Raw genomic sequence first — 23987 nt, forward strand, 5'->3', positions numbered from 1 at the left:
AACTTCTTCGCGGACTTCCTCTTTAACTTCTTCGCGGACTTCCTCTTTAACTTCTTCGCGGACTTCCTCTTTAACTTCTCGATAGTAGCGAGTTTTCTTTAGATCGCTCAGACTAAACATTTCTGCGAACTCCTGACGGCTAATTTTGGGAAGTTTGTACAATACGATCGTTTCAATTAAATCTAGCACTTCTTGTTGAAGACGTTGATCGGCTAGTTGCGATCGAGCTTTTTCGATCAACTGCCGTACCCGCCTCGGAGTCTGACGCTTGGTTTCGACGACTAGCTGAATGATGCCAATACCGAGAGAACTATCGGCTAAGTCTCCCAATTCGTTGAGATACAGGCGAGTCACTTGAGGTAATTCTAGCAAAGACTGATAAGGGAGGATTTCAGTCGGTTCTAGACTGCGTTTGGCGAACACGGCGATTGCTCTCCACGGTTTGGTGGGGGCATACAGTCTCAAGTAGAGAAAGATCTCGCAGAAAAAGCGAGCGTAGAACGTTGGATCTTTTTGAAATTGAACTTCTAGAAAGAAGATCGGTTGGGTGGAGTCAATGATCGGCAAAAACAATCCGTCAATCCGAAACGCAGTTTGCTTTAACTCAACTGAGGAAAACTCGTAAGCACTGGCTTCAGACGGTTCTTGACCAATCAGTTCAAAAAAGATGCTAGGAAAGGTCTGAAACAGGCGGTAAAAAATGGAATCTGTTTTCATGTCGCTGGGAAGCTCAAGTGATCTGTTGATAAACCTGCGCTGCCAGTTGTGATAACCGCTGCATGGCTGTTTCTAATTCTTGATCTGTTCCCGTTAAGCTAATTCGCAGACATTGTTCTTTGTGGGCCCACTCTTGACGCAAGCCTGGAAAGAATGTGCTGCCGGGGACGACAATCACGCCCACCTGCTTGAGTTGTTGGTAAAATTCCCAGTCTGAAATGGGCAAATCTTTGAGCCACAGCCACGCGAAAATCGCCCCTTCTCCGCGATGCAAAAACCAGGGTAAAGTCTGAGGCATGAAGCGATCGAGCGTCTCTTCAACAATGCCAATTTTCTGCTGATAAAACGGACGAATAATCTTTTCTGAAATCTCGGCTAGTCTGCCAGAACGGATGGCACGAGCAGCGATCGCCTGTCCATATCGAGGCGAGTGAATGCACATATTTGTCTGGAAGCATTCGAGTGTTTGAATCAGGGATGTGTTGCCGATCGCAATGCCAATTCGCTCTCCGGGCAGGCCTGCTTTTGACAAACTCATACAGTGCAGCACATTGCCCCCAAACATTGGAGTCATGTCTGTGAAATTTAATGCTGGAAACGGTGGAGCATACGCAGAATCGATCAAAACGGGGACATCTTGCGTGGCTGCAAGTGCTGCAATTTTATGTACTTCGTCATTGCTCAATACGTTGCCCGTCGGATTGCAGGGACGTGAAAAAATCACACATCCTGTACTTTCTGTAATCTGTAGCTGACTGAAATCAGGACGGTATTTGAAGCGATGGGTCGTCTGATCGATTTCTAGTTCTGGTTTGTATGCGATCAAGGCTTCTGGTGTGAGTGTTACACCACCATACCCCGTGTAGTCAGGACTGAGCGGTAAGACAATTTGCCGCAGTTCTCCAGTGGATGTATAACCCCCAAATGCATTGGCCGCATAGAAATAAAGGCTTTGGCTACCGGGGGTGATGAGAATATTTTTCTCGGTCAACTGCAACCCGTAGCGCTGATTAAAATCATTCACCACGGCATCAATCAGCGGCTGATATCCCTGGCTGGCTCCATAGCGACAGACGACTTCGCCATATTCTGCGCTATCTAGTAGTTCGAGTGTGCAGTCGCGCCATAGTTGCTCTACTTCTGGCAAAATGACTGGATTTCCAGCACTGAGGTTAATGAAGTCTCGCCCATTGCCCGATCGCAGTGTCTCAATAATGTCTTTCATAATCGCTCGGACTCCAGACAAGCGAGACATATCAGTGCCAAACTGACTCAGGGCAGGATTCATAATCGTATGGTGATACAGTCTTTTGATGCTACCTGATGAGAGGGCGTTGTTGCTAGATTAAGGACTGATCGATCGCTGTTCTGGGTGGGGCGTTTTTCAAGAGAAGGTAGAAATAGTGGCGTTGCTGAATGCAAGTGTGAATTGCCCTCATCTCCAACCCTTCTCCCTGGGGAGAAGGGAGCCAGAATTTCTGTCCGGTCTCCTTTTGGGAGAGGGCTAGGGTGAGGGTAGATTTGACAATTCATACCTAGATTCAGCAACGCCGAAATAGTTATGGAGTGGCTTTAGATTCTTCTATGGCTGGATCAAGGATTACTAATCCAGACGTTTGAGCCGCAGTTTTCAGCTCTTGGTCTGAAGCAATAAAGATTAGCTGGTCTGTCGAAGATAGATGATTTTGTAAGACTAAAGCAGAGGCGAGATGGATGGAGTCAGCCCCACGAAGTGCTAGTTGCTCTGCTAAATGCTTCGATTGATCGACCACGTTGGATGTCAGTTGAATTTGGATAAAATTTTGCCAATCTGCTTCCAGGGCTTGAATTTTAGGTTGAAATTGCGCGGGTTTTATCTGGAGTGCTTTTTGTTTTCGCGCTAAGGTTGCGGTTACTTCGATCGCTCCCAGGGTCGCACAAGCAAAGGTTGGATTTTGGGCAAACAGGGTTTGTAGCCAAACAGTGCCGAGTTCTTGATAGTAGCGTTTCACCCAAGCACTAGCATCCAAGTAGTAGATGATCAACGCCGATCCTCTAGTAAAAGGTTAGAAGCGGAAATGCCTTCAGCTTGGATAGGGTCAACGGTGCGAAAGATGCTGAGTCCTTGAGATGGAATTTTGAAGGTGGGGTCGCTGGCAAGTCGTTTTAAGGTGGGCGAAGCATTTTGTTGAAGGGAGTGAACAAACGCTAAGATTTGCTGACAGTCTTGTTCGCTGAGTTGATCGATCGTTTGATGCAAAGCGTCTTTGATTGAAGTTGACATGACAAGGAGGATCTATAAATGTGCCTAAATTATAGCGAGATCATCCCTCATCCCTCATCTCTTCGAGGTGCCCAGGGGCCGACGATCGTCTCTCCTTGTTTCTCTTTTTCTGCCAGTTCTATGTTTAAGGTTAGTAACTTTTCTAAAAGGTCGTCGTCTGAGTTGAAGCCATAGGCCTGAAGCACGAGGTTGTCAAGTTGGGCATGAAGTTTGAAAAGTTGGCTGGTGGGTTCGGTGAAATATTCGTTGTAGAGTTTGGTGATGCCCCACTGTTTTTTCTCCATTTGTTCGCTGCGATATTCATGCAGTTTGACGGCAGTTTCGCGAATTTTCTCGACTAGCTTCGCATCGGGAGTTTGGGGAAACGGAAAGGTTTGGAAACAAGTGGTAGGAGTATAGCGAGTTCGATCTTCGAGCGTAGAACTTTGAGCTTTTACCCATAGCCTATGTGCCTGTGACGTAAGAAGACCAAGAATATAGAAGTCATTAGATACAACAGTAGTGGTCGCATCACTGGCAAGCCATTGCGTTGGAACTGGCAGAAAAATGAACCATTTAGAAACCCTAGAAACTCTAAAACATAGAGGTAGCGGTGTCATTAACTTTCTCAGCTTTGGAGCATTCTCACCATACTTCCACCAATTAATTCTTCTAGTGTCCCTTCGATTTTTATCACGTTCTGGTTTAACATTGGTTTTTACATAATTGAAGGGCAGTATATAGTTACTAGCCTCTTCTACACTCATGTCATTGAAATCAATAATCCACTTATCGGAATTACCGTTCACGTTTCTTGTCAAATCGGAACCAGTGGAGAATTGCTTAAGAACATCCTTATTTTTTATATCAGTTTTAATCCACTGATTAACCTGTTCTTCAGTAACAAAGAAGCCTGAACCAGTAGTTTTTATGCCCTCAAAAGAATAATTTTGATTTGCTTTTAATCTAGTGGTTGTAGAAACATCAGCATCTACTCTAAGTGATGAGTTAATAACCTCAACCGTTTGATTATCTAAATAACAAATCTTAGGTTTCTCATAAGACCAGTTGACAATACTAACGTGAACAACAGCTTTACCTAACCAAGGCTGTGTTGAAATCGCTTCATAAATTATTCCATTGCTCTGAGTTACATAATCCAAGCTTGCCCTACGAGTTTTGACTTGGCTAATAGTGTTTGTTCCAACTAAACCTGCTCGACCTTTCCCATCAAGATTTTCATGAGCTAGTCGAAACCAATAGCTACAGAAATCGACTTGATCAACAACATCGGAAAACTTCTTGAAAACTCTTTCAGAATATTCATCACCAAGTTCTAATCGCATCCGATAGCCACCTAAGAATGGCGGGTTTCCAATAATCGCGTCAGCCTTCACCCACTCGTTAAACAATGCATCTTTGCAGACAATATTTTCATCTAGCGTATCCAACGGCAGTGCAGGCTCAAACAAACCCAGACGATCAATCGCCACCTTTCGCCCAATCATCATCGTCACTCGCGCCAGTTCCACCGCAAACGGGTTAGTATCCATCCCATAAAACTGCTGCGGAGTCACAAAACTCATTCGCATCTGATCACGCGGCGATCGACCCTTTTCGGCAATGCGATCGAGCAACATCTTTTCAATTCGCTTCAGTTCTTGATAAGCAATGTAGAGAAAATTTCCACTTCCACAAGCCGGATCAAGCACCTTGTAATTTTGTAATTCCAGTTGCAGCGCATTGAGTTGAGCGATCGTATTTGCCGCCTCAACCCGCTCCTCCCAATAGCGCGAAATCGTTGGGCGGACAATCTTCATGATGTCAGCCTCCGATGTGAAGTGGATTCCGTGAGCATGACGCTCAGTTGCATCGATCGCAGACTCAAACAAATTGCCAAAAATCGCCGGGCGAATCTTACTCCAATCCTCCAAAGCAGACACTTCCAAAAAGTTTAGTTCTTCTCGCGTAAGCTGCAACGGGTCAACCGTCTTAAACAACCCCCCATTAAAATAATCAACCCCTTGATATCTCCCCGCCGGAGTCACCCCCAGCGTATTCATCTCCCGAAACAACCCCCCCAAAACATCATAAGAACTCTGCCCACCCTGACAGTCTTGCACACAAGAAATAAACAAACTATTTGGCAATAGCCCCCGATCTTCTGCAAACATCGCCAACACACATTGCAAAATAAATCGTTGAGCAACCAGCCCCTCTAGTCCTCGCTTTTTGAGCAACACCAACAACTCACCCATCCGCCGCGCCGCCCGCTCTGTCACCTCCACCTGATTGTTACGAAACACCGGAGCGCGATTTTCAAACTCCATAAACGCAAACGCACTCACCCGCTCAGGCAACTGCACCAACGGAATGATATCCACAGGCGTATCAAGTTGAGTATCAAAATCAAAGATCCAAAACTCATCAAAATTGCACAACAACACATAACGCGGACGATCGGGCACCAGTCGAGTCCAATATTCAAATGCTTGAGAATAATGCTTGTTGAGATCTTCCCCTTGCTTCTTCATCTCGATCAAAACGCGAGGCTTCTAGACCAGATCCGCAAAGCCCGTCTTCCCCTGTTTGCTGCCCTTTTTCACCCGCTCCTCATACACGGCTCCCGCCTCGATCGCGCCTTCATACCCAAATGCACGAAAGAAGCGATCGAGAAACACCTGAGCTTCTCCTTTTTCATCACCCTTGAGATGTTGCTGACGAAATAGAACAAACTTTTGTAGGGTTTCGGGAGTCGCTGACATGGACAATTAAGCTCAATGTTTCTACCAAGTTACCAACTTTAGCAATGACTGCGCTGCAAAAAAAGTCAATTGCCCCGCCTCCAAACCTACGATCGCTTTTCTGTTGGATGAATGCCTCTCTCCCCCCAACCACGATCGCACCTATACTGAAATCAACTGTTGCATCCCAAAAATTGCACCATGCTTTCACCAGACCTGACAACAAAAGTTATTGCACTATCCATTCGCGATCGCCGCATAATCTAATTGCCAAACGGTCGATCGCCCTTTCCGTTGATCAAACCTGCCACCGGAAATCGCCCTTACCCAACCACCGCTTGACTTTCGAGAAGACTGATCGAACTTCAGCATCGGGAGGGTCGATCTACTTTTTTTGCTAAACTTCACCAGAATAAGCACTCAGGAAAACAAGCTGATTCACCATTGATTCCGCCGATCGATCCGCAATCAGCTTCAATAGCCGCCGCATCTGATCACCGATCGCATAATCCTGTGATGACACAACAATTCCCGCATGATTGCGTCCATCCGCCAAAAACTGGCCATGCAACTGACAAAAATCGCCCACATTGAACGTGTAAAACATCCGTCCCTGAGACGTTGCCAAAATCAACTGTTCCTCATCGCTAAAACCAGTTGTTAAAGTTTCTCCTGCGGTGATCAGATCAACCCCACGGCCACGCAAAGACTCTACCAACCGCCGATCCATTGCATCCTCGTCAATGTACAACCGCACATCACTCATAACCACTACCCAACCTGAGCCGAAAGCCTTCTATATTCAGCCTTTTCCTCAGCCAAATAGTGCTCAATTTCGGCCCGATTGCTGTGATAATACGTTAACGCTGCATAGATTTGTGCTAGGCTCACCGTCCCCACACGATCACAAATCTCCTCCGCATTCAGCCCCATTTTGTACCATGCGGCCACGCGCTGCACCGAAAGGCGTGTTCCCGCTATTCGGGGTCGTCCGCCCAATGTTTCAGGAGACCTCGCTACCAATGTCGCAATATCCGTAGAAGGTGAAATCATAGCTGAACCGCTTCTAGCTTAATCCTCTGATCATAATCGATTCGCCAATTATCCAGCCAGCGCGCTTTCCGATTGCCCCTTCTCCCCAAACGGCTTGAGAAACGCAATCGTCCTTTCACAGTTATGTTGGGAGAGCGATCGCTTATCCATTCTCATCCAACCAAGTTTCGAGATCGGCGATCGCTCCCGAACTTACAAGGACGATCGCCTTGAACTCATGCAAGCGATCGTAGAATCACTCCAAAACCTATCCTCTCAGAGGTGCTGACCATTCTCATCCAGCCAGACTTTGAGATCAGTGATTGTTCCAAAATTCAAAAGGGCGATCGCGAGTGCTTCTGCCTGTGTACGTCCACCTCTCGACAGCTCAACGGTGTGAACTTGTACATCTTGACACTCCCACGCCTAAAGGCAGTGGGATTCTTGGCTCATCGAAACCACTTAACCTGGAGTCCTTGCGTCGTCCAGACCAGAGGTGGGATTCTCCCCAAGCGTTAATTCGGGTATGCCCTACCCTATTTGCATTTCTGCAAGTCCTGTTTAATTTCGGAGGCAATTGCTCCAAAAGCTGTTCGTCTAGCTCCTCTGAATCTTTTACCTACTGCGAGGGGGAGTCTAGAAAAATGCAGTAGAACCGCATAGATTCAGTTTTCAAGGTGCAGCGTGCCCTTGGGCGGCTAGGTTTTTAACGTGGTTGATTACCTTGTCCACAAGTCCAAATATACGGCAAAAAGGAGCGCGATTTTATGAAGATTGCTGGACTCTGCCTGCTACCGCAGGCGCGGGAACCCTAACGACATCCCACGGCTAAAGCACGATGGGTTTTGTGGGTTCCCGAACCCTCCCACTTCTATAACGAGACATCAGTTCGATGAACGCTTCGCTTCGCTTTTAGATCCAGGAACGCCCCCTAAATCCCCCACGAGTGAGGGACTTTGAACCAGAATTCCTCTCTTAAAGTCCCCCAAAATTGGGGGGTTGGGGGGCAGAAGCCGTGAACAACGAAGCGAAAAAACTCTCATCGAATTCACGTTAACGAGAGACCTCACTCCAAAGCCGCTCATACAGTTGCTCATCGCGCTGAAACTGCACCTCACAAAAGTAAACAGTGCCCGGTGCATCACCTGCGGGTGGCAGAAACACTCCATCAATCTCAAACTTGGTTTCTTTCACAGCTACCGAGTCAACCCGATCGCGCAAGCTTCGCTACACGTTGTGTTCGCCATTCTCTAGAGGACGATCGAGCAACTCAAACAACCGTGTCGGAGATTGCTGAAACAAGCGAAAGAAAATGGAATCACGCCCCATACAAGAACGCCAGAACTAGTCCAATTATCGACGATCCCTCATCCCTCCTCGCGCAGCGGATTACCCCCAAAGGGGGAACAGATCATCGAAGTTCTTCCTCATCCCTCACCCAGTGGAAGTAATCGCTCTAAATCCAGGTCAGCAGCGACTTGCGCCAACTTCACTAAATCAGTCGGGTCAGACAAATGGGGAATCAAGCCCAACACAGGAATGCTCGTCAGCGACTCGATCAAATCCGCAGGTGCCCAATCTGCAATGTCTTGTTCAGAACAGGGCTTCACGCAATTGAGAACAATCCCCTTGAGATGAATTTTGGACTGTCGAGCCAAAGCCACATTAGCTACGGCCTGCCCGATCGCACCCAACTTTATGGGCACCACCAACACCACAGGCAATCGCCAATCCCACGCCAAATCTGCTACCGTCGTTTCACGAGTCACGGGCGATCCCAGTCCACCCAGCGCTTCTACCAGCACAAAATCTCGCTGTCGGTGTAATGCCTCAAACGCCTGCCAGATCTTCTCTAGCTTGACGCGCTTGCCTTCCTTTTCGGCAGCGATCGGAGGAGCCAACGGCGCATCAAAATGGACGGGATTGAGTTCTTCCCAGGTTTGATCTAGCGAGAAGAGACGATCGTAGAGTTCGCGATCGCCCACTCCCGTCTGAAGCGGTTTCATAATTCCCAGCGTTTGAGAATTGCAGTAAGTTTGCCAATAGGCGGCCAGTGCCGTTGTTAAAACGGTTTTTCCAGCGTCTGTATCGGTTCCAGTAATCAATAGTGCGTTCAAAAGAATCTTGACAGTGTGAGAGGACAGAAAAGATAGAAGCTTGGTTACTAAAAACTTACCACCTACCTGCCCCTGCACCTCAGCTACTGAACATTAATATCTAGCTGAAATTCAGTGTTTCCGTTAGCCACCACATCGACCTGATAGTCACCGCCTATGGGCAGTTGAGCCTGCCATTGCAGCGTTCCCGAAGCATCTTCAGCAGGTCTGCCATCCGGGTAGCGAATCGTCAGCGTCGCATCTCCACTCCGCAGCCGGGCACTGAGAAGCTGACCCTTTTGAGCATTCACCAGATAGCGCTTGATCACTTGGGGGCTGGCAGTTCCGCTCAGTTGCGTCCCGACTTGTCCGGCTGGAATATTCACCCTTTCAGTTTCAGTGGTTTGATTGCCGCCCTGATCAGGAGAAGGGGCAACCGTTGGAGCAACCGTCGGAGTAGGTGCAGCAGGTGTTTTGAGATTGACATCCAGCTTAAAGTCGCTCTTGGCCAACCCTTTTACCGTTCTGAGTTGCACAAAATAATCGCCCGTGAAGGGCAGTTCTCCACTCCAGTTTGAGACGCGGGTTGAGCGATCGTCCACCGCTTCTTTGTTAGGAGCCAAGACCGTCATCAACACCCCTTCACTGGTCAGCGCTGCATTTAACTGCTGTCCTTGCTGTCCTGGAACAATGAAGTTTAGCGTTTCGTTGGCTCTCAGCGTCCCGTCTCTCGACACAGGCTTGCCGTCTGCCACATTTAACCGTTGACTAAACGCAACTGGCTCACTTGTGGGACTGGGACTGGGACTCGGCTTGGGGGTCGGCTTGATCGTCGGACTCGGACTCGCCACGATCGTTTGGGTCGGTGAAGGGCTGGGGGTCGAAGGGTTCATCAAAGTGCGTACCAGCGTCCAAGAACCCAAGCCCGTGAGCAAGACTAACCCTGTCCCGATCGCTCCCACAGCCCAAGGGTCATCCCAAAGCGAACTGCGAGTCGGAATCGTTGGCTCGGCTCGATTGATCGACGTGTTAGCGGTTGCAGGATCGGCAAGAGGCGATCGACCCACGGCCATCGTGTCCATTCGAGAATTGATAGGCGTTTGGGGGTGGGCTGGCGGCGTGGCCATTGGCGGAGGAGTTTGAGGTAGTGGGGCCACGCTGGCCGGAGACTGGAGCGCCTGCAACACTTCGTTAGCGGACTGAAAGCGATCGGTTGTACGATAGCTCAACATCTTGTTCAAGACTTGAGAAAAGCCAGGATTGATCGTGATCAAGCGTTGCCAGCGCCAGGTCATTGTCGTTTCGTCAAAGAGTTCCTGGGGTTCTCGCCCGGTGAGCAACACAACCGCCGTCACGGCCAAAGCATACAAATCACTATTGGGATAAGCGCGTCCCGTTTGCATCTGTTCGGTGGGAGCGTAGCCAAGTTTGCCGACGGTGGTCTGCTGGCGCACGGTTTCGGGAGACTGAATGCGAGTTGCCAACTCTTTGACTACGCCAAAATCGATTAGGACAGGCAGGCGATCGCTTTCTCGCAAAATCACATTATCGGGGGCAATATCGCGGTGAATGATGCCCTTGCCGTGAATGTAGGACAGGACGGGAAGCACCTGCCGCACAAGCTGCAACACCTCATTTTCTGTAAAGACAAATCCCTGAGACTTGCGTTCGTCTAACAGCGCTCGATAGGTTTTGCCTTCGACGTAATCTTGAACCAAAAAGAAGCGCTGATCTTGAGCAAACGTCGCCCGAAACTGGGGAATTTGAGGATGCTGAATCCCATAAAGCACCTGAGCCTCGCGCTGAAAAAGCTCTTTGGATTTCTCCAGGGCGTAGGCATTGTCTTGAGGTGGCATCAATTCTTTGAGCGCACACAACTCATTAAACCGCCCCTGGTCTTCTGCGAGATAAGTTCGACCAAACCCGCCCTGCCCTAGAATGCTGAGGACGCGGTAGCGGTTTTGCAGGATGGTTCCAGTGGGGATAGCGGTTTGCATAGGTAGATTCGATCGCTCACACTTAAATTTTATCTTTACAGAAGGTTTAGAGAAGTGACGCTGAGGTTCCAGTTTTGTGCTCAAAAACTCACCCCAAATTCAGTCTAAAGTCTACAGCCCAAAGCAGAACATGAGACAGCAGATCCGTAATTTGTTTTGACGAAAGCGATCGCTCTCTAAACAGCCAATTGTTTTCACGCTCCCAGTCTAGCTTTAACCCATTCCTGAACTTTTTTGCCGTCCGCTTTGCCCTTTAACTGCTGCATCGCTGGCCCCATGACTTTACCCATATCTTTTGCAGAAGCGGCCCCAACTTGAGCGATGATCCCGTCAATCACTTGCGTGATCTCTTGATCAGAAAGCTGTTGAGGCAAAAACTCTTCGATGATGACGAGTTCTGCTGCTTCTTGCTGGGCCAGATCGTCGCGGTTGGCTTTTTGGTACTGCTCGATCGAGTCCCGTCGCTGTTTGGCAATTTGAGAAAGCGCTTCGATCTCCTGGGTTTCGGTCAACTCGGTTTGCCCCGTCGGACGCACACTCACTTCCTTTTCTAACAAGACTTTCTTAATGCTGCGAAGCGTTTCTAACCGCACCTTATCCTTCGATTTCATGGCGGTCTTGATGCCTTCACCAATGCGATCGATCAAGCTCATGGGCTGTCCTCTTGTGCGTGGGGCTGGATTTTTTAGGATAGCTTACGAGCGCGGCGCTAGGATTAAAGCAGCATATTTCTCACTCAAAAGCAATTGTTTTGATACCGGAAACTCCGATTCATCAAATTCTCACAACATTAAAGAATTTGATTGCAGTTATTCGCTAAATTTGGCAGAATAAGTGACGTTAAATACAAATCGACTGAACAACTGCTGGCTAACAAATCGCCCAAAGTGAATCGCTCTCTCGATTGAAGAAAGGTGCGATCGCTCTGGTCAGCTTTCTAACAGCATCAGCATTTTACTGTTCAAATTCAGCGCAAATTCAGCGATTGCCAATGCTTTTGGGTGTTAATAAATACTTTAAATCAGCGAAATCTGGGGCGATGTTTCTAAGCCTCGGTGATAAGATTGCGGTGAACGTGTTCGAGGGCTTGATGTGATCCGTTCTGCAACTCTAATTGCTCCGTCTGGTCTGCCGTCCATTCCTGACAACAATCGTCTACGCCTTTTATCTGGCTCTGCTAACGTTCCGCTCTCGCAAGAGGTGGCTCGTTATCTGGGCATGGATCTCAGTCCAATGGTGCGAAAACGGTTTGCCGATGGCGAGCTATATATTCAGATTCAAGAATCGATTCGGGGCTGTGATGTCTATCTGATCCAACCTACCTGCCGTCCAGTCAATGATCATTTAATGGAATTGATGATCATGGTGGATGCCTGTCGTCGAGCTTCGGCAAGACAAATTACGGCGGTGATTCCCTATTATGGATACGCACGAGCCGATCGCAAAACCGCTGGTCGAGAGTCGATTACGGCCAAGCTGTCAGCCAACTTAATTACGCAAGCGGGTGCCAGCCGAGTCTTGGCAATGGATCTGCACTCGTCTCAGATTCAGGGTTATTTTGATGTGCCGCTCGATCATGTCTATGGATCGCCTGTTTTGTTGGACTATCTCGCCAAAAAGCAGCTTCCTGATATCGTTGTGGTGTCTCCTGATGTCGGTGGAGTTGCTCGTGCGCGAGCCTTTGCCAAAAAGCTGGATGACGCGCCGCTGGCAATTATTGACAAACGCCGTCAGGCACACAACATTGCTGAGGTGATGAATGTGATCGGGGATGTCAGGGGCAAAACTGCGGTGCTGGTAGACGACATGATCGATACGGCTGGCACGATTACGGAGGGTGCAAAACTGCTGCGCGAACAGGGTGCCCGTCAGGTTTATGCTTGCGCGACTCATGCGGTGTTTTCGCCCCCGGCGATCGAGCGTCTATCGAGCGGCGTTTTGGAAGAGGTGATCGTCACGAATACGATTCCCGTTGAGCCAGAAAATCGCTTTCCGCAACTGACGGTTCTCTCGGTGGCTAATCTGCTGGGCGAAACCATTTGGCGGATTCACGAAGATAGCTCGGTGAGTAGTATGTTTCGGTAGTGACCCTGTGCGGTTAACTCGAAGAGATCGCAGTCTAATGATTTTTGAGGGACGTTGGCTGTAGCGTCCCTTTTTGCGCTTTAAAGGTATTGAAGGCAAACTTCAGGAACCAAGTGTAGTTCTTTGTTGCGGAAGCGATCGCACTCCACCCACTGCGCGACAAATTTGGTTTTGCCCTCGATTCCGCGAATTTCTGTTTGTTGGTAAAACCTGGGATCAACTAAATCACACTGATAAAACTGAATCCATTCATGCCCCGGCTTGCCATTGTAAGTGAACAAATTTTCTGTAAAGCCGAGATATTGAATATTGGTCACTTCTGCCTGAATTTCTTCTAAAAACTCTCGCCTGAGCGCTGCTTCACTGGTTTCACAAAAGTCAACTCCTCCCCCCAAACATCGGTAAAAGTAGTCTTTTTTGACTTTATCGTAGGCTCCCGCAACCAGAAGGCGATCGCTTGACACCACCCAGCCCAGCACCAACGGACGAATTTCTGGCTTTTTGTTCATGCAGTTCTGCCTCCTTGACCCCAATAAACCGACACTTGATAAACTTCAGCGACGAACTAGCCTTTTCGTGAAAGCCTTCTAGTACCATTGAAACTAAGTTATGAGAAGTGTGAGCTATGAGTTTAGGTAGTAATTCAAAGATCAAATTCGGAACGGATGGCTGGCGCGGCATTATCGCCGACGACTTCACGTTCGCTAATGTTTGTAAAGTGACCCGCGCGATCGCCAGTTATCTCGAAACTGCCTACTCAAAAGATCGTCCGGTGCTGATTAGTTATGACACGCGCTTTTTGGCTGACCAATTTGCTCACACGTCGGCGGGCGTTTTGGCAGACCTGGGCTGGACGGTGCAGGTGGTTGATCGCGATTGCCCGACTCCGGTGATTGCTTACAATGCTCGTCACCTCAATTCGGCGGGGGCGCTGATGTTTACGGCGAGTCACAATCCTGCGCCTTACTGTGGGATCAAGTACATTCCCGATTATGCTGGCCCGGCCACTACGCAGATCACAGATACGATCGTCGCCAATCTCGAAAGTGCTTCGGATGCGCCGCCCAGTGGCAAAAGTGCGGATAAGATTTCAACCTTTGACCCCAAGCCTGCTTATTTGGAGTTTATTTACAGCTTGCTGGATGTCGATCGCATTCGCAATGCCAAGCTAAAAGTTAAATATGACGCGCTTTATTCCACATCTCGCGGCTATCTAGACACTGTTTTGGATCACTGCGGCTGCGAAACTGAAAGCTTCCACACGTATCGCGATGTGCTATTTGGTGGCGGAATGCCCGAACCCAAAGGCGAACAGCTAGTCGGACTGGTCGAAGCGGTCAAGAAGGATCACGCTGACGTAGGACTGGCGACCGATGGAGACAGCGATCGCTTTGGCATCGTGGATGAGCAAGGAACGTTTCTCACGCCCAACACCGTTTTGCTTTTGCTGGCGCGGCATCTTGTCAAAAATAAAGGCAAGCGAGGCGCGATCGTTCGGACAGTCGCCACAACACACTTACTCGACAATTTCGCCGCCAAATATGGGCTAGACCTGTACGAAACGGCCGTCGGCTTTAAGTACGTGGGCGAAAAGATGCGCGAAACGGCTGTCTTGATCGGCGGTGAAGAATCGGGCGGACTCAGCATCATCGGTCACATTCCCGAAAAAGATGGCGTGTTGGCAGATATGCTGGTTGCCGAAGCGATCGCCTACGAGGGCAAACCCTTGAGTCAATTGGTGGCTGAAGCGATCGCTGAAGCAGGCGGCCCGCTCTACAACCATCGATTGGATATGCACCTGACCAACGAGCATAAGACAGCCGTTTTGGAATCTTTTACCAAAAATCCTCCGTCTAGCATCGCGGGCATTGGAGTCAAAGAAGTCGGGCGTAAAGATGGCATCAAACTCTACCTCGAAGAAGGCAGTTGGGTGCTGTTGCGGCCGTCCGGAACCGAACCTCTGATTCGCGTTTACATGGAAACGACCTCCCCAGAAAAGATGACTCAACTCTCTGAATACATGGAGAAAATGATTCATCAGATCGAGGCAGTTCGCGTCTAGATCAAAGCGTCTGGCAGCGGATACAAAACGAATGAATGGAGCAAAGATTTTTTGACTCGTTCTAAATCCGTTGCCAGCCCAAGGAGACATTGTAAAACTTAGAATCCTATGAGATCTCTTGCTTCTTTGCTCACTGCCACGATCGTCGCCGTTTGGATTGTGGCGATCGCTCTGATTTCCGTTCAGAATGCGACTCCGGTGGCGCTGCGATTTCTCAATTTTCAGCTCATCGAAATTCCGTTTGGACTGGTTCTAGCCTTTAGTGCAGGGATTGGGGTTTTGGGAACGGCGATCGCTCAACCTCTCCTCGGTTTCTCTAATCCGCCAGACGATGATTAATGGACATGTTCGTTAGAGACTCTTTTCTTTAAACTACGACAGCTTGTCTTTTGACAATTATATTTTCGTCACGGTATTCATAAGCGAGTGTGTGCGAGAGCAATTCCTTGCCTCTAGAGTCACATTATTTGCTAACTGTGGTGTGAAATGGTCAAGGTTCTATCATTTTCGTCTCTGGGCATTGTTGGATTCGCTTGCTTATGCAAGATTCCGTCTGCAAATGCACAAATTGCCTCTTTAGCAGAGCATCCGAGCAAGGCATCTTCCACGATTCTTCGTCTCAAAGAGTTCGATCGTCCTTACGCGACAGACGTTAAAACTTGGTTAGCACAAACTGAACCGATTCGGATTATCCGAGTTCAACTGAGGCCTTCAGATCAAGGACTAGAACTTCGCCTGGAAACTTCCACCGGACAAGCCTTGCAGCCTCGATTCACTCGTCAGGGAAAGGCGATCGTAGCTGAACTCGAAAATACTGTACTAGCGCTTCCAGAAGGGCAGAGATTTCAGGCAAGTCAGCCGATTCTAGAAATTGATCGAGTAGACATTCTGCAAAAAACGCCAACTACCGTTCAAATTCAAATCACTGGAAGCCAGGATGCACCAACAGCTTCGATCGTGCCAGCGCAAGCGGGTTTAGTGTTAGCCGTCACGCCTGTCGAGCCTGAAGAGGAAGTCGTAGTGACTGCCCAAAAGCGCCCCGAACTCCAACAAGACGTACCCATTAGTTTGACAACGCTGACTAGAGCGCAGATTGAGGATGCCGATGTCAGTTCTGTCCGAGATGTGGCAGCCCAGACTCCAAACTTTTTTACTAGCACGGGCGATCGCGGTGCCAATTTTCAGACGATTCGCGGGTTAGGCAATAGCAACTATCTGGTTAGAGACGCAATCAGTTTTTATCTGGATGATGTGCCCTACGAAAATATTCATCAATTCTTGCCCGGTGAGTTGTTTGATTTAGAACGAGTCGAGGTGCTGCGTGGGCCTCAAGGCACTCTGTATGGGCGCAGTAGTCAAGCAGGTGTGATCAATGTGATCAGCCGTCCGCCGACCAATTTCCCTGAAGTGCGGATTGGTGCAGGCTATGGAAATTTTAATCAGCGTCAAGCATCTTTATCGCTGAGTGATGCCGTAATCAAAGATACACTGGGTTTCCGGCTATCTGGCTCTTACAGTGCGCGGGATGGCTTCACCAAGAATGTCTTGCTGGGTGAAGATGCCAATGATCAAGACTCCTTGTTTGGACGGGCCAATATTCTGTGGACTCCTTCTAAGGAGTGGGCAATTTCCTTTAACGCAAATGGTGGTCGCAACAACGATGGTGATAATACATTCGTCCCAATTACCCAGCGCGATCGCTTTCAAAGCGCCAGCAATATTCCCGGTTCGTTAAATGTTTCTATCAACACTCAGTCACTCAAAATTGCATATGAAGGGTCTGGGGTAAACGTTACCTCAATTACGGCTCGCAATCAGACTAGTCTGAGCTACACAGCAGATGCCGATTACACGCCAGACGATCTAATTCGCGGTCGCGGAGATATTCCTTCTACCATTTGGAGCCAGGAGATTCGGCTACAGTCGCCCCAGACCGCCAAGCAGTTTCGCTGGTTATTGGGAGGCTATTATCAATCGCGATCGCTTGACTTACTTCTCTCGACTGAGTATACCCCTCTGGTTGAGCCGCTGGGATTTCCGATTGGAATCGATCGCACCGATGCCCGATTTGATCAACGCACCTACGCCGTCTTCGGACAGATTGATATCCAGCCCCTAGAAGCACTGACTCTGACGGCAGGCTTACGCTATGAAACCTTCCGAGACAACCTAAACCGCAGCAGTTCGTTTACCGATCCAGTTCTGGGTGAAACGCCAACTGGGTTGCTGCTTAGTGACTCGGTGACCGATGGCAATATTGTCTTGCCACGATTTGCCGCGCAGTATCGTCTCAGTCCGGCAGTGATGGTCTATGGCAGTGCCTCACGCGGCTACAAACCAGGCACTCAAAACTACGCCTCCAACGATCCGACTACGCTGCTAGTGCGTCCAGAAAAGCTGTGGAGCTACGAAGTGGGGCTAAAATCCACTTTGCTAAACAATCGCCTCACGGCAAACTTGGCGGTCTTTTGGAGCGATGTGGATGATTATCAGATTCTTTTGACTGATGGGATAGGGCTTTCGACGCTGATTGCCAATGGCGGTGTCAAAACTAATGGAGTAGAGCTAGAAATCAATGCCAAACTGCTGCAAGGGCTGGATCTGATTGCGGGGTTTGGCTACACCAATGCTCGATTCACGCGCTACACCAACCCATTTACAGGACAAAATTTTAACGGCAATAAGCTCACCTACGCCCCTGAATTTACCTTTAACTTGGGAGCGCAGTACCGCAGCCCCGGCGGCTTTTTTGGCAGAGTGGATCTACAAGGAGTTGGCACTTACTTCTTCAACGATTCCAATACCCTGAAGCAAGATCCCTTTTCGCTGGTGAATACTCGGATTGGGTATGAGTGGAAGGGCGGGGGCATCTACTTTTTTGTCAACAACTTGTTTGATAAAGAATACATCACTACTGCTTTTACTGGATTTTTTGCTGACCTGGCTTCCTATGGCGATCGCCGCACCTTTGGGTTTCAAGTGCGATCGACTTTTTAGAGCAAAGACAGCAGATGAGATATTCTAAAGTGCGAAAAATGATTAGATTCAATAGGTTCATCTACCTGATTACGATTGGATTGTTGTGCTTCAAAGCCCAGCCTGCAAATGCACAGATTCCGCGAGTCAAAGATCTACCGCGTGCAGCCACCAGCATTCAGGAATGGCTAACTCAAGCAGCACCCGTAATAGAGATTGTTCGCATCACAGGAATACAGTTAAACCCAACCCAAAGTGGTTTAGAAATCATCCTGGAGACGGCGGGGGGAGAACTTCTCCAAGGTTCAACGTCTGTTCAAAATGACCGTTTGATAGTTGAAGTTCCCAATGCTCAATTGCAGTTGTCTGATGGACAAACATTCCGGCGAGAAAATCCGATCGCCGGGATCGCAACCGTTGAAGTGAGCGCGAATACTGACAATACAGTGCAAGTGACGGTGACGGGAATTGATGGCTTACCCAAAGGAACGGTTGTCCAGGCGCAATCAGGGCTGGTTCTCAGTGTTACTCCAGTTGCTGAATCACCGGAAGAAGAAGTGGTAGTGACGGCCCAAAAAACGCCGCAAAATCCGCAGAATGTTCCGATTAGTTTAACAGTGCTGCAACGACAGGAACTTGAAGATGCCAATGTGCGATCGATTCGCGGCATTGCCGTCAACACACCCAACTTCTTCTCACGATCGGGCGATCGCACCTTTGGCTTTCAAACGATTCGCGGACTCGGCAACAGTAACTTTTTAACTCGCGACGCGATTAGCTTTTACCTGGATGATGTGCCCTATGAGTATCTTCACCAATTTCTTCCCGGCGAACTGTTTGATCTAGAGCGAGTGGAGATCTTGCGAGGGCCGCAAGGGACGCTATACGGACGCGGGAGTCAGGCGGGCGTGATTAATATTGTTAGCCGTCCACCCACCAATTTCCCAGAGATCCGCATTGGCGGCGGCTATGGCAACTTCAATCAACGGCGCGTTCAACTGTCGCTCAGTGATGCGATCGTGCCTGACAAATTCGCCTTTCGCCTCTCTGGTGCCTACAATGCCCGCGATGGATTCACAAAAGATACCAATCTACAGGAAGACGCAAATGCACAGTCGAGTCTAGCAGGACGGCTTAATCTGCTCTGGACTCCAGATAAAGCGTGGAGCATTTCGTTTAATACCAATGCGGCTGCAAACCGAGATGGCGATCAAACTTTTGTCCCCATTAACCAAGCAAATCCCTTCACTAGGGCGCGTAATGTGCCAGGTCGCTCCGATTCATCGATCAATACTCAAGCGCTTAAAGTCGCTTATGAGGGATCAAGCTTTCGATTTACGTCGATCAGTGCGCGAAACTATTCAGAGATCAGTTATCTCAATGATGTTGACAACAGTTTGAGAGACTTGCAACGCGGAGTATTTGCCGTCGATTCTACGATTTGGAGTCAAGAACTGCGATTGCAATCACCCAAAACGGCGGATCGGTTCCAGTGGCTATTGGGAGGCTATCTTCAGTCTCGATCGTTCAACATTGATCCGTCAGCAACTGAGACAACGCCTTTCGGTGCGACTGTTCTCAGACTACCCGCAGGGACAAGCGAAACGACCGCGAATTTTGACCAAACGACTTACGCCGTATTTGGACAGATTGAATTTAAGCCGATTGAACCCTTGACGCTGACGACAGGCTTAAGATATGAGAAAAATCGGAGTGAATTGGATCGCGATCGCATCTTCATCAGACCCGATGGTACTATCCTTTCACAGAGCCTACTGCCCAGAAAATCCGAAGTAGAAGACGATGTAGTGCTGCCCAAGTTTGCGGCAACCTATCGCCTCAGCCCCAATCTAGCGGTCTACGGGAGCATTGCACGGGGGGCAAAACCGAGTACCCAAAACTTTCGGGCAGCCGATCCAATCCTGTTGGCGTTAAGCCCAGAGCGATCGTGGAGCTATGAAGTCGGCGCAAAATCATCCTGGTTTGAGAACCGTCTCAGCGCGAGTTTTGCCGCTTATTGGACAAACGTTTCTGATTATCAAGTCTTGATTGCCAGTCAGAATCGGCTGTTTCAGGACATTGCTAATGCAGAAGTCAAGACCAACGGTATCGAATTAGAACTTCGCGCTAGACCGATCGAGAGCCTAGAACTAATCGCAGGGCTGGGAACGACCAACGCCAGATTCACAAACTATACCAACCCACTGAGTAGAGAAAATCTCACGGGCAACAAGCTGACCTACGCGCCTGAATATACTTACAATCTAGCGGTGCAATATCGTCGGAATAGTATTTTTGGCAGAGTAGAATTGCAGGGATATGGCACCACGTTTTTTAATGATACGAATACGCTCCAGCAAGATCCCTATCTGTTAGTCAATGCTCGTGTCGGTTACGAATGGAAAAAATACGCCATTTATTTCTACGTCAACAATCTGTTTGATAAACGCTATCTCAACGGTGCATTTCTGGGTGCGGAACCATTAGCCACGTTTGGCGATCGACGGTTGTTTGGTTTCCAGATTCAAGCTACTTTTTAACTAGAAAACGTCCAGTAAACTTGAGTTGAAGGTGTCAAAGTCAATGAAGTCTACTCCACAATCAACTATCATGCTAGCGGTCAGTGTTTCCCTGCTCACCGTAGTCATGGGAGTTCCTGCGATCTCTGCTGAAACTCAACCGATCGCCATTCGATTTGCAGCCAAAGTTGGCAAACAGCCCTTTGCTTGTGGCTCAAACTATAGCCTTGGTAAACCTGCTGCAAACCAGACGCTCTCTGACTTTCGCTTTTACGTGTCGGAGGTCGCACTGATTGATGATAGGGGTAAAGCTGTTCCCCTCACCCTAGAACAAGATAACAAGTGGCAATACCAGAACGTGGCGCTATTGGACTTTGAAAACAAAATGGGAGCCTGTGTGAATGGCACAACTGAGATGCGCGATCGCATTGTTGGCACTGTTCCCAAAGGCAAGTACACTGGGGCGAAGTTCACGCTCGGACTTCCATTTGAATTAAACCATGCAGATTCTGCTCTCGCTCCCTCGCCCCTCAACTTGACCGGACTGTGGTGGAACTGGCAGTTTGGCTATAAGTTTGCCCGCATTGACCTACAAAGTCCGACAATGGCTCCGATGGGCGGTCGTCAGAAGCATCAGGGACAAGGCGGCGAAGCATCCAGCGGGTTCCCGATCCATCTAGGCAGTGCAGGATGTCAGGCTGGAACTGCTAGTGAGAAACCCTCCCGATGTGATTTTCCGAACCGAGCTACGATCGTGCTGACTCGCTTTGATCCCGCCAAAAATCTAGTCGTGGCTGATCTAACACAACTAGTCACAACCACTAATTTGAACCAGAATCAACCCAAAACTGCCCCAGGCTGCATGTCTGAACCCGACGATCGCAACTGTGTCGGCATCATGGCAAATCTTGGGTTACCCTTTATGAGTAAACCTGCGGTTACACAAACCTTCTTCCGTGTTGAGTAAGAGATTCAAGAATAGCCGAAGCGTCGGGCGGGTCGTCATCCTGGCGATCGCGTTTCTATTTGCAATTAGTCTGAGTCAAGCACTCGCCACCCCCAAGCCCTACGAGTGGAATTTACCTGCTGGATTGCCAAAACCTGTAGTTCCTGCCGACAATCCGATGACGGCTGACAAAGTGGAGTTGGGGCGGCATTTATTTTATGAAAAGCGCCTCTCAATCACCGGAACTCATTCTTGTGCCTCCTGCCACGAGCAAAAACTTGCCTTCACGGATGGCAAACTGGTAGGAGTTGGAGCAACCGGAGAAAAGCATCCCCGCAACTCCATGAGTCTCGCTAACATTGCTTATAACTCAGTGCTAACCTGGGCAAATCCTCTGATGACCCGACTGGAAACTCAGGCGCTAGTTCCCATGTTTGGCGAACATCCAGTCGAGCTAGGCATGGTTGGTAAAGAAGCGCAAATTCTGGCAATGCTGCGCCAAGATCCAACTTACCGAAAGCTTTTCGCAGCAGCATTTGGGGGCGACGATCGCACCATTAATCTCAGCAATCTCACGAAAGCATTGGCATCTTTTGAGCGTAGTTTGATTTCGTTTGATTCGCCCTACGATCGCTATCGGTTTGGCGGCAGTAAAAACGCAATTTCTGCATCGGCTAAACGAGGCGAGAAGTTGTTTCACAGCGAACGGCTAGAGTGCTTTCACTGCCACGGTGGACTCAATTTCTCAGATTCAGTCAAGCATGAACGTCTGGCTTTTACGGAGATTGCCTTCCACAATACCGGACTCTACAACATCGACGGCAAAGGAGCCTTTCCAGCCAACAATACTGGAGTCTATGAAATCACTCGACAGCCCTCTGATATGGGTCGATTCAAAGCTCCCACCCTGCGAAATATTGCGCTCACGGCTCCCTACATGCACGACGGCAGTATTGCCACGCTAGAAGAGGTGATTGAGCATTACCATGTTGGTGGACGAACGCTGAATCATGGAGAAAATGCAGGAGTCGGCCGTGAAAATCCGTTCAAAAGCCACTTTATTTCTGGATTTGAACTCACCGAGACAGAGAAACAAGATCTGCTGGCGTTCTTGCACAGCTTGACGGATGAATCATTTATCCACAATCCAGCCTTAAGTGATCCCAGTCCAAGTTAATTTTCTGGTGTTGCTGAATGATGAATGATTGAATGTAGGGGCAATCCCCCCGTGGTTGCCCGAAAGCCCAGGGTAGGCACAGGGGCGCTACCCTTACAGTAGATTTTCCATTACACAATCAGCAACGCCAATTTTCTCAGTTATTTTCGCGGCTCTTCTATGGGCTTGAAAGTAAAATCGCAGTGGAAATTCCGCGTAAACGACTCCTGCGATCGCTTCCATTCTTTTAACATCGCACAAAGCCGCTCGAATTCAGGATGTTTGAGGCGATCGCCACTTTCAAGTTGATTAACCACGGATAAGCAGCAGAGGAGCGAATCTGAAACTCTGCCGCTGCAAAAAACTCCGTTTTGTCTAGAGCGCATACACCTGCCCATCGATCAAGAGCCGCGTAATGCCTTTGGCTTGCAAATGGGGAGCGGTTTTTTGCAGAATTCGGCTGTCAGGAATTTTGATCACTCTCTGAGTGCGAATGTTAGAAAATCGCTTGGCAACTCGATGGTTATCAAACACAGGCAGCGTTTTTTCTTGAGTTTCTTCCGAAGGAATCTGTCCCAGTTCACCAAATTCTCTAAGCGGACGGGCGATTAATTCGGCAGAGCGATCGACGACCAAATAGCACGTTCTAGGTATCGCAGCTTCGGTCAGGGGCAAGACGCGAATAAACTCAGTGGCGCTCAACTGAAGGGCTGGCATGACCGAGGTTTCATCGTCCAAATCGTCGTCGTCATCGTCGTCGAGACCTTCTTCTAAGTCGTCTTCGAGGTCATCAAGGTCGTCCTCTTCTTCATCTAAGATGCTGCCCGCCCTTAAATCGTCATCCAAAATAGCTGCGGCGGCGACTGTCGGTTCTTTGAGGGTGGGCAAAACTTTGGGGGCTGGAGTCGGTTCAGGCTCGATCGATTCGTTCTCAGCGACCTCTGCTTCCGCCGAAGATCGTTTGCGCGATCGCCGAATCGGAGCGGGGGTCGTTCTGCCCGACGGAGAAACTAAGGGAACGGAAGCAGCAAGCTCGATCGATGGCTCCTCTAATGGCTCCTCTAATACGACTTCTTCGGGTTCGACCGCAGGAGTGACTTCGAGAATGCTCCCCTGGACGGGTGCTTCTTCGACTGGACGAGCCGTATCAGACTGATTGCGAGAGGCCGCCCGCTTTTGTTGGATTAGACCGTCATACTCCTCGGCGGACAGGCTGCTTTTGAGGATGCGACTAATGGTTGTGTTGCTGACACCATATTGACCTGCCAGAGTGAGCGTTGTCTCTCCAGGCTGACGATACAGTTCAACAATTTGGCGCTTATCAGAATCAGTCAGTTTGCTGGGGGTCATGCCGGGTTGCACGTAAAAGCGATCCTACTCATTCTATGCTGAAGCAGCCGATATCTGGGAAATCA

The 23987-nt window shown here is 49.0% G+C and carries 23 protein-coding genes; 7 read left to right on the forward strand and 16 right to left on the reverse strand.

Translation table 11 applies throughout. From position 1 onward, the window contains the following. The 14 genes from ACJ2PR_RS04480 to ACJ2PR_RS04545 all read right to left on the reverse strand — a co-directional run. Positions 1-717: Rpn family recombination-promoting nuclease/putative transposase (locus ACJ2PR_RS04480; RefSeq protein ID WP_446871430.1), on the reverse strand; the 717-nt coding region annotated here is incomplete at its 3' end. A 13-nt stretch (positions 718-730) separates the two neighbouring features. After that, the gene (locus ACJ2PR_RS04485; protein ID WP_446876091.1) at positions 731-2005 is read right to left on the reverse strand and encodes a valine--pyruvate transaminase; all 1275 of its coding nucleotides are present in this window, start codon (positions 2003-2005) and stop codon (positions 731-733) included. A gap of 271 nt (positions 2006-2276) precedes the next feature. Further along, on the reverse strand, positions 2277-2741 hold the full coding sequence (locus ACJ2PR_RS04490) for a type II toxin-antitoxin system VapC family toxin (protein WP_446861305.1): 465 nt from the start codon (positions 2739-2741) through the stop codon (positions 2277-2279). After that, positions 2738-2980, reverse strand: a complete 243-nt coding sequence (locus tag ACJ2PR_RS04495) for a hypothetical protein (RefSeq protein WP_446861304.1) — start codon at positions 2978-2980, stop codon at positions 2738-2740. Before ACJ2PR_RS04495 ends, ACJ2PR_RS04490 begins: the two co-directional genes overlap by 4 nt. Positions 2981-3027: 47 nt before the next feature. Then, positions 3028-5493, reverse strand: coding sequence for a DNA methyltransferase (locus ACJ2PR_RS04500; RefSeq protein WP_446876092.1), 2466 nt, complete (start codon positions 5491-5493; stop codon positions 3028-3030). A 21-nt stretch (positions 5494-5514) separates the two neighbouring features. Continuing rightward, complete coding sequence (locus ACJ2PR_RS04505; RefSeq protein WP_446876093.1) at positions 5515-5724, reverse strand: hypothetical protein; 210 nt, start codon at positions 5722-5724, stop codon at positions 5515-5517. Between the two features lie 216 nt (positions 5725-5940). After that, positions 5941-6075 (reverse strand): hypothetical protein, encoded by a 135-nt coding sequence (locus ACJ2PR_RS04510; protein WP_446861302.1) that lies wholly within the window; start codon positions 6073-6075, stop codon positions 5941-5943. 25 nt (positions 6076-6100) lie between these two features. Then, positions 6101-6469, reverse strand: coding sequence for a DUF5615 family PIN-like protein (locus tag ACJ2PR_RS04515; RefSeq protein WP_446861301.1), 369 nt, complete (start codon positions 6467-6469; stop codon positions 6101-6103). A gap of 5 nt (positions 6470-6474) precedes the next feature. Then, positions 6475-6756, reverse strand: a complete 282-nt coding sequence (locus tag ACJ2PR_RS04520; RefSeq protein WP_446861300.1) for a DUF433 domain-containing protein — start codon at positions 6754-6756, stop codon at positions 6475-6477. A gap of 1032 nt (positions 6757-7788) precedes the next feature. Continuing rightward, a complete protein-coding gene (locus ACJ2PR_RS04525; protein WP_446861299.1) occupies positions 7789-7929 on the reverse strand; it encodes a DUF2887 domain-containing protein in 141 nt (46 codons plus the stop codon). Between the two features lie 33 nt (positions 7930-7962). Next, positions 7963-8064, reverse strand: a complete 102-nt coding sequence (locus tag ACJ2PR_RS04530; protein ID WP_446861298.1) for a DUF2887 domain-containing protein — start codon at positions 8062-8064, stop codon at positions 7963-7965. A 98-nt stretch (positions 8065-8162) separates the two neighbouring features. Next, positions 8163-8852, reverse strand: a complete 690-nt coding sequence (bioD, locus tag ACJ2PR_RS04535; protein WP_446876094.1) for a dethiobiotin synthase — start codon at positions 8850-8852, stop codon at positions 8163-8165. 83 nt (positions 8853-8935) lie between these two features. Further along, positions 8936-10828 (reverse strand): protein kinase domain-containing protein, encoded by a 1893-nt coding sequence (locus ACJ2PR_RS04540; protein WP_446876095.1) that lies wholly within the window; start codon positions 10826-10828, stop codon positions 8936-8938. A gap of 194 nt (positions 10829-11022) precedes the next feature. Beyond that, a complete protein-coding gene (locus ACJ2PR_RS04545) occupies positions 11023-11481 on the reverse strand; it encodes a GatB/YqeY domain-containing protein (protein ID WP_446861295.1) in 459 nt (152 codons plus the stop codon). A gap of 439 nt (positions 11482-11920) precedes the next feature. On the opposite strand from ACJ2PR_RS04545, the gene ACJ2PR_RS04550 reads away from it, so the two are divergent. Then, positions 11921-12913: a ribose-phosphate pyrophosphokinase gene (locus ACJ2PR_RS04550; RefSeq protein ID WP_446870478.1), complete on the forward strand. Its 993-nt coding sequence runs from the start codon at positions 11921-11923 to the stop codon at positions 12911-12913. Between the two features lie 80 nt (positions 12914-12993). On the opposite strand, the gene ACJ2PR_RS04555 is transcribed toward ACJ2PR_RS04550, so the two are convergent. Further along, on the reverse strand, positions 12994-13422 hold the full coding sequence (locus ACJ2PR_RS04555; RefSeq protein ID WP_446861293.1) for an NUDIX hydrolase: 429 nt from the start codon (positions 13420-13422) through the stop codon (positions 12994-12996). A 116-nt stretch (positions 13423-13538) separates the two neighbouring features. Between ACJ2PR_RS04555 and ACJ2PR_RS04560 the strand changes: the two genes are divergently transcribed. The 6 genes from ACJ2PR_RS04560 to ACJ2PR_RS04585 all read left to right on the forward strand — a co-directional run bounded on the left by ACJ2PR_RS04560 (position 13539) and on the right by ACJ2PR_RS04585 (position 22593). Next, complete coding sequence (locus ACJ2PR_RS04560; protein WP_446876097.1) at positions 13539-14975, forward strand: phosphoglucomutase/phosphomannomutase family protein; 1437 nt, start codon at positions 13539-13541, stop codon at positions 14973-14975. Positions 14976-15083: 108 nt separating this feature from the next. After that, positions 15084-15314: a LapA family protein gene (locus ACJ2PR_RS04565; protein ID WP_446861291.1), complete on the forward strand. Its 231-nt coding sequence runs from the start codon at positions 15084-15086 to the stop codon at positions 15312-15314. Positions 15315-15461: 147 nt separating this feature from the next. Continuing rightward, complete coding sequence (locus ACJ2PR_RS04570; protein ID WP_446876098.1) at positions 15462-17972, forward strand: TonB-dependent receptor domain-containing protein; 2511 nt, start codon at positions 15462-15464, stop codon at positions 17970-17972. A 38-nt stretch (positions 17973-18010) separates the two neighbouring features. Continuing rightward, on the forward strand, positions 18011-20491 hold the full coding sequence (locus ACJ2PR_RS04575) for a TonB-dependent receptor domain-containing protein (RefSeq protein WP_446876100.1): 2481 nt from the start codon (positions 18011-18013) through the stop codon (positions 20489-20491). 43 nt (positions 20492-20534) lie between these two features. Continuing rightward, positions 20535-21437 (forward strand): MbnP family copper-binding protein, encoded by a 903-nt coding sequence (locus tag ACJ2PR_RS04580; protein ID WP_446876101.1) that lies wholly within the window; start codon positions 20535-20537, stop codon positions 21435-21437. Continuing rightward, positions 21430-22593, forward strand: coding sequence for an MbnH family di-heme enzyme (locus ACJ2PR_RS04585; RefSeq protein ID WP_446876103.1), 1164 nt, complete (start codon positions 21430-21432; stop codon positions 22591-22593). Before ACJ2PR_RS04580 ends, ACJ2PR_RS04585 begins: the two co-directional genes overlap by 8 nt. 354 nt (positions 22594-22947) lie before the next feature. Here the strand turns inward: ACJ2PR_RS04585 and ACJ2PR_RS04590 are convergent, their stop codons facing one another. Continuing rightward, positions 22948-23922, reverse strand: a complete 975-nt coding sequence (locus tag ACJ2PR_RS04590) for a hypothetical protein (protein ID WP_446876104.1) — start codon at positions 23920-23922, stop codon at positions 22948-22950. Between the last annotated feature and the right edge of the window lie 65 nt (positions 23923-23987).

This window comes from Phormidesmis sp. 146-33, assembly GCF_052939515.1.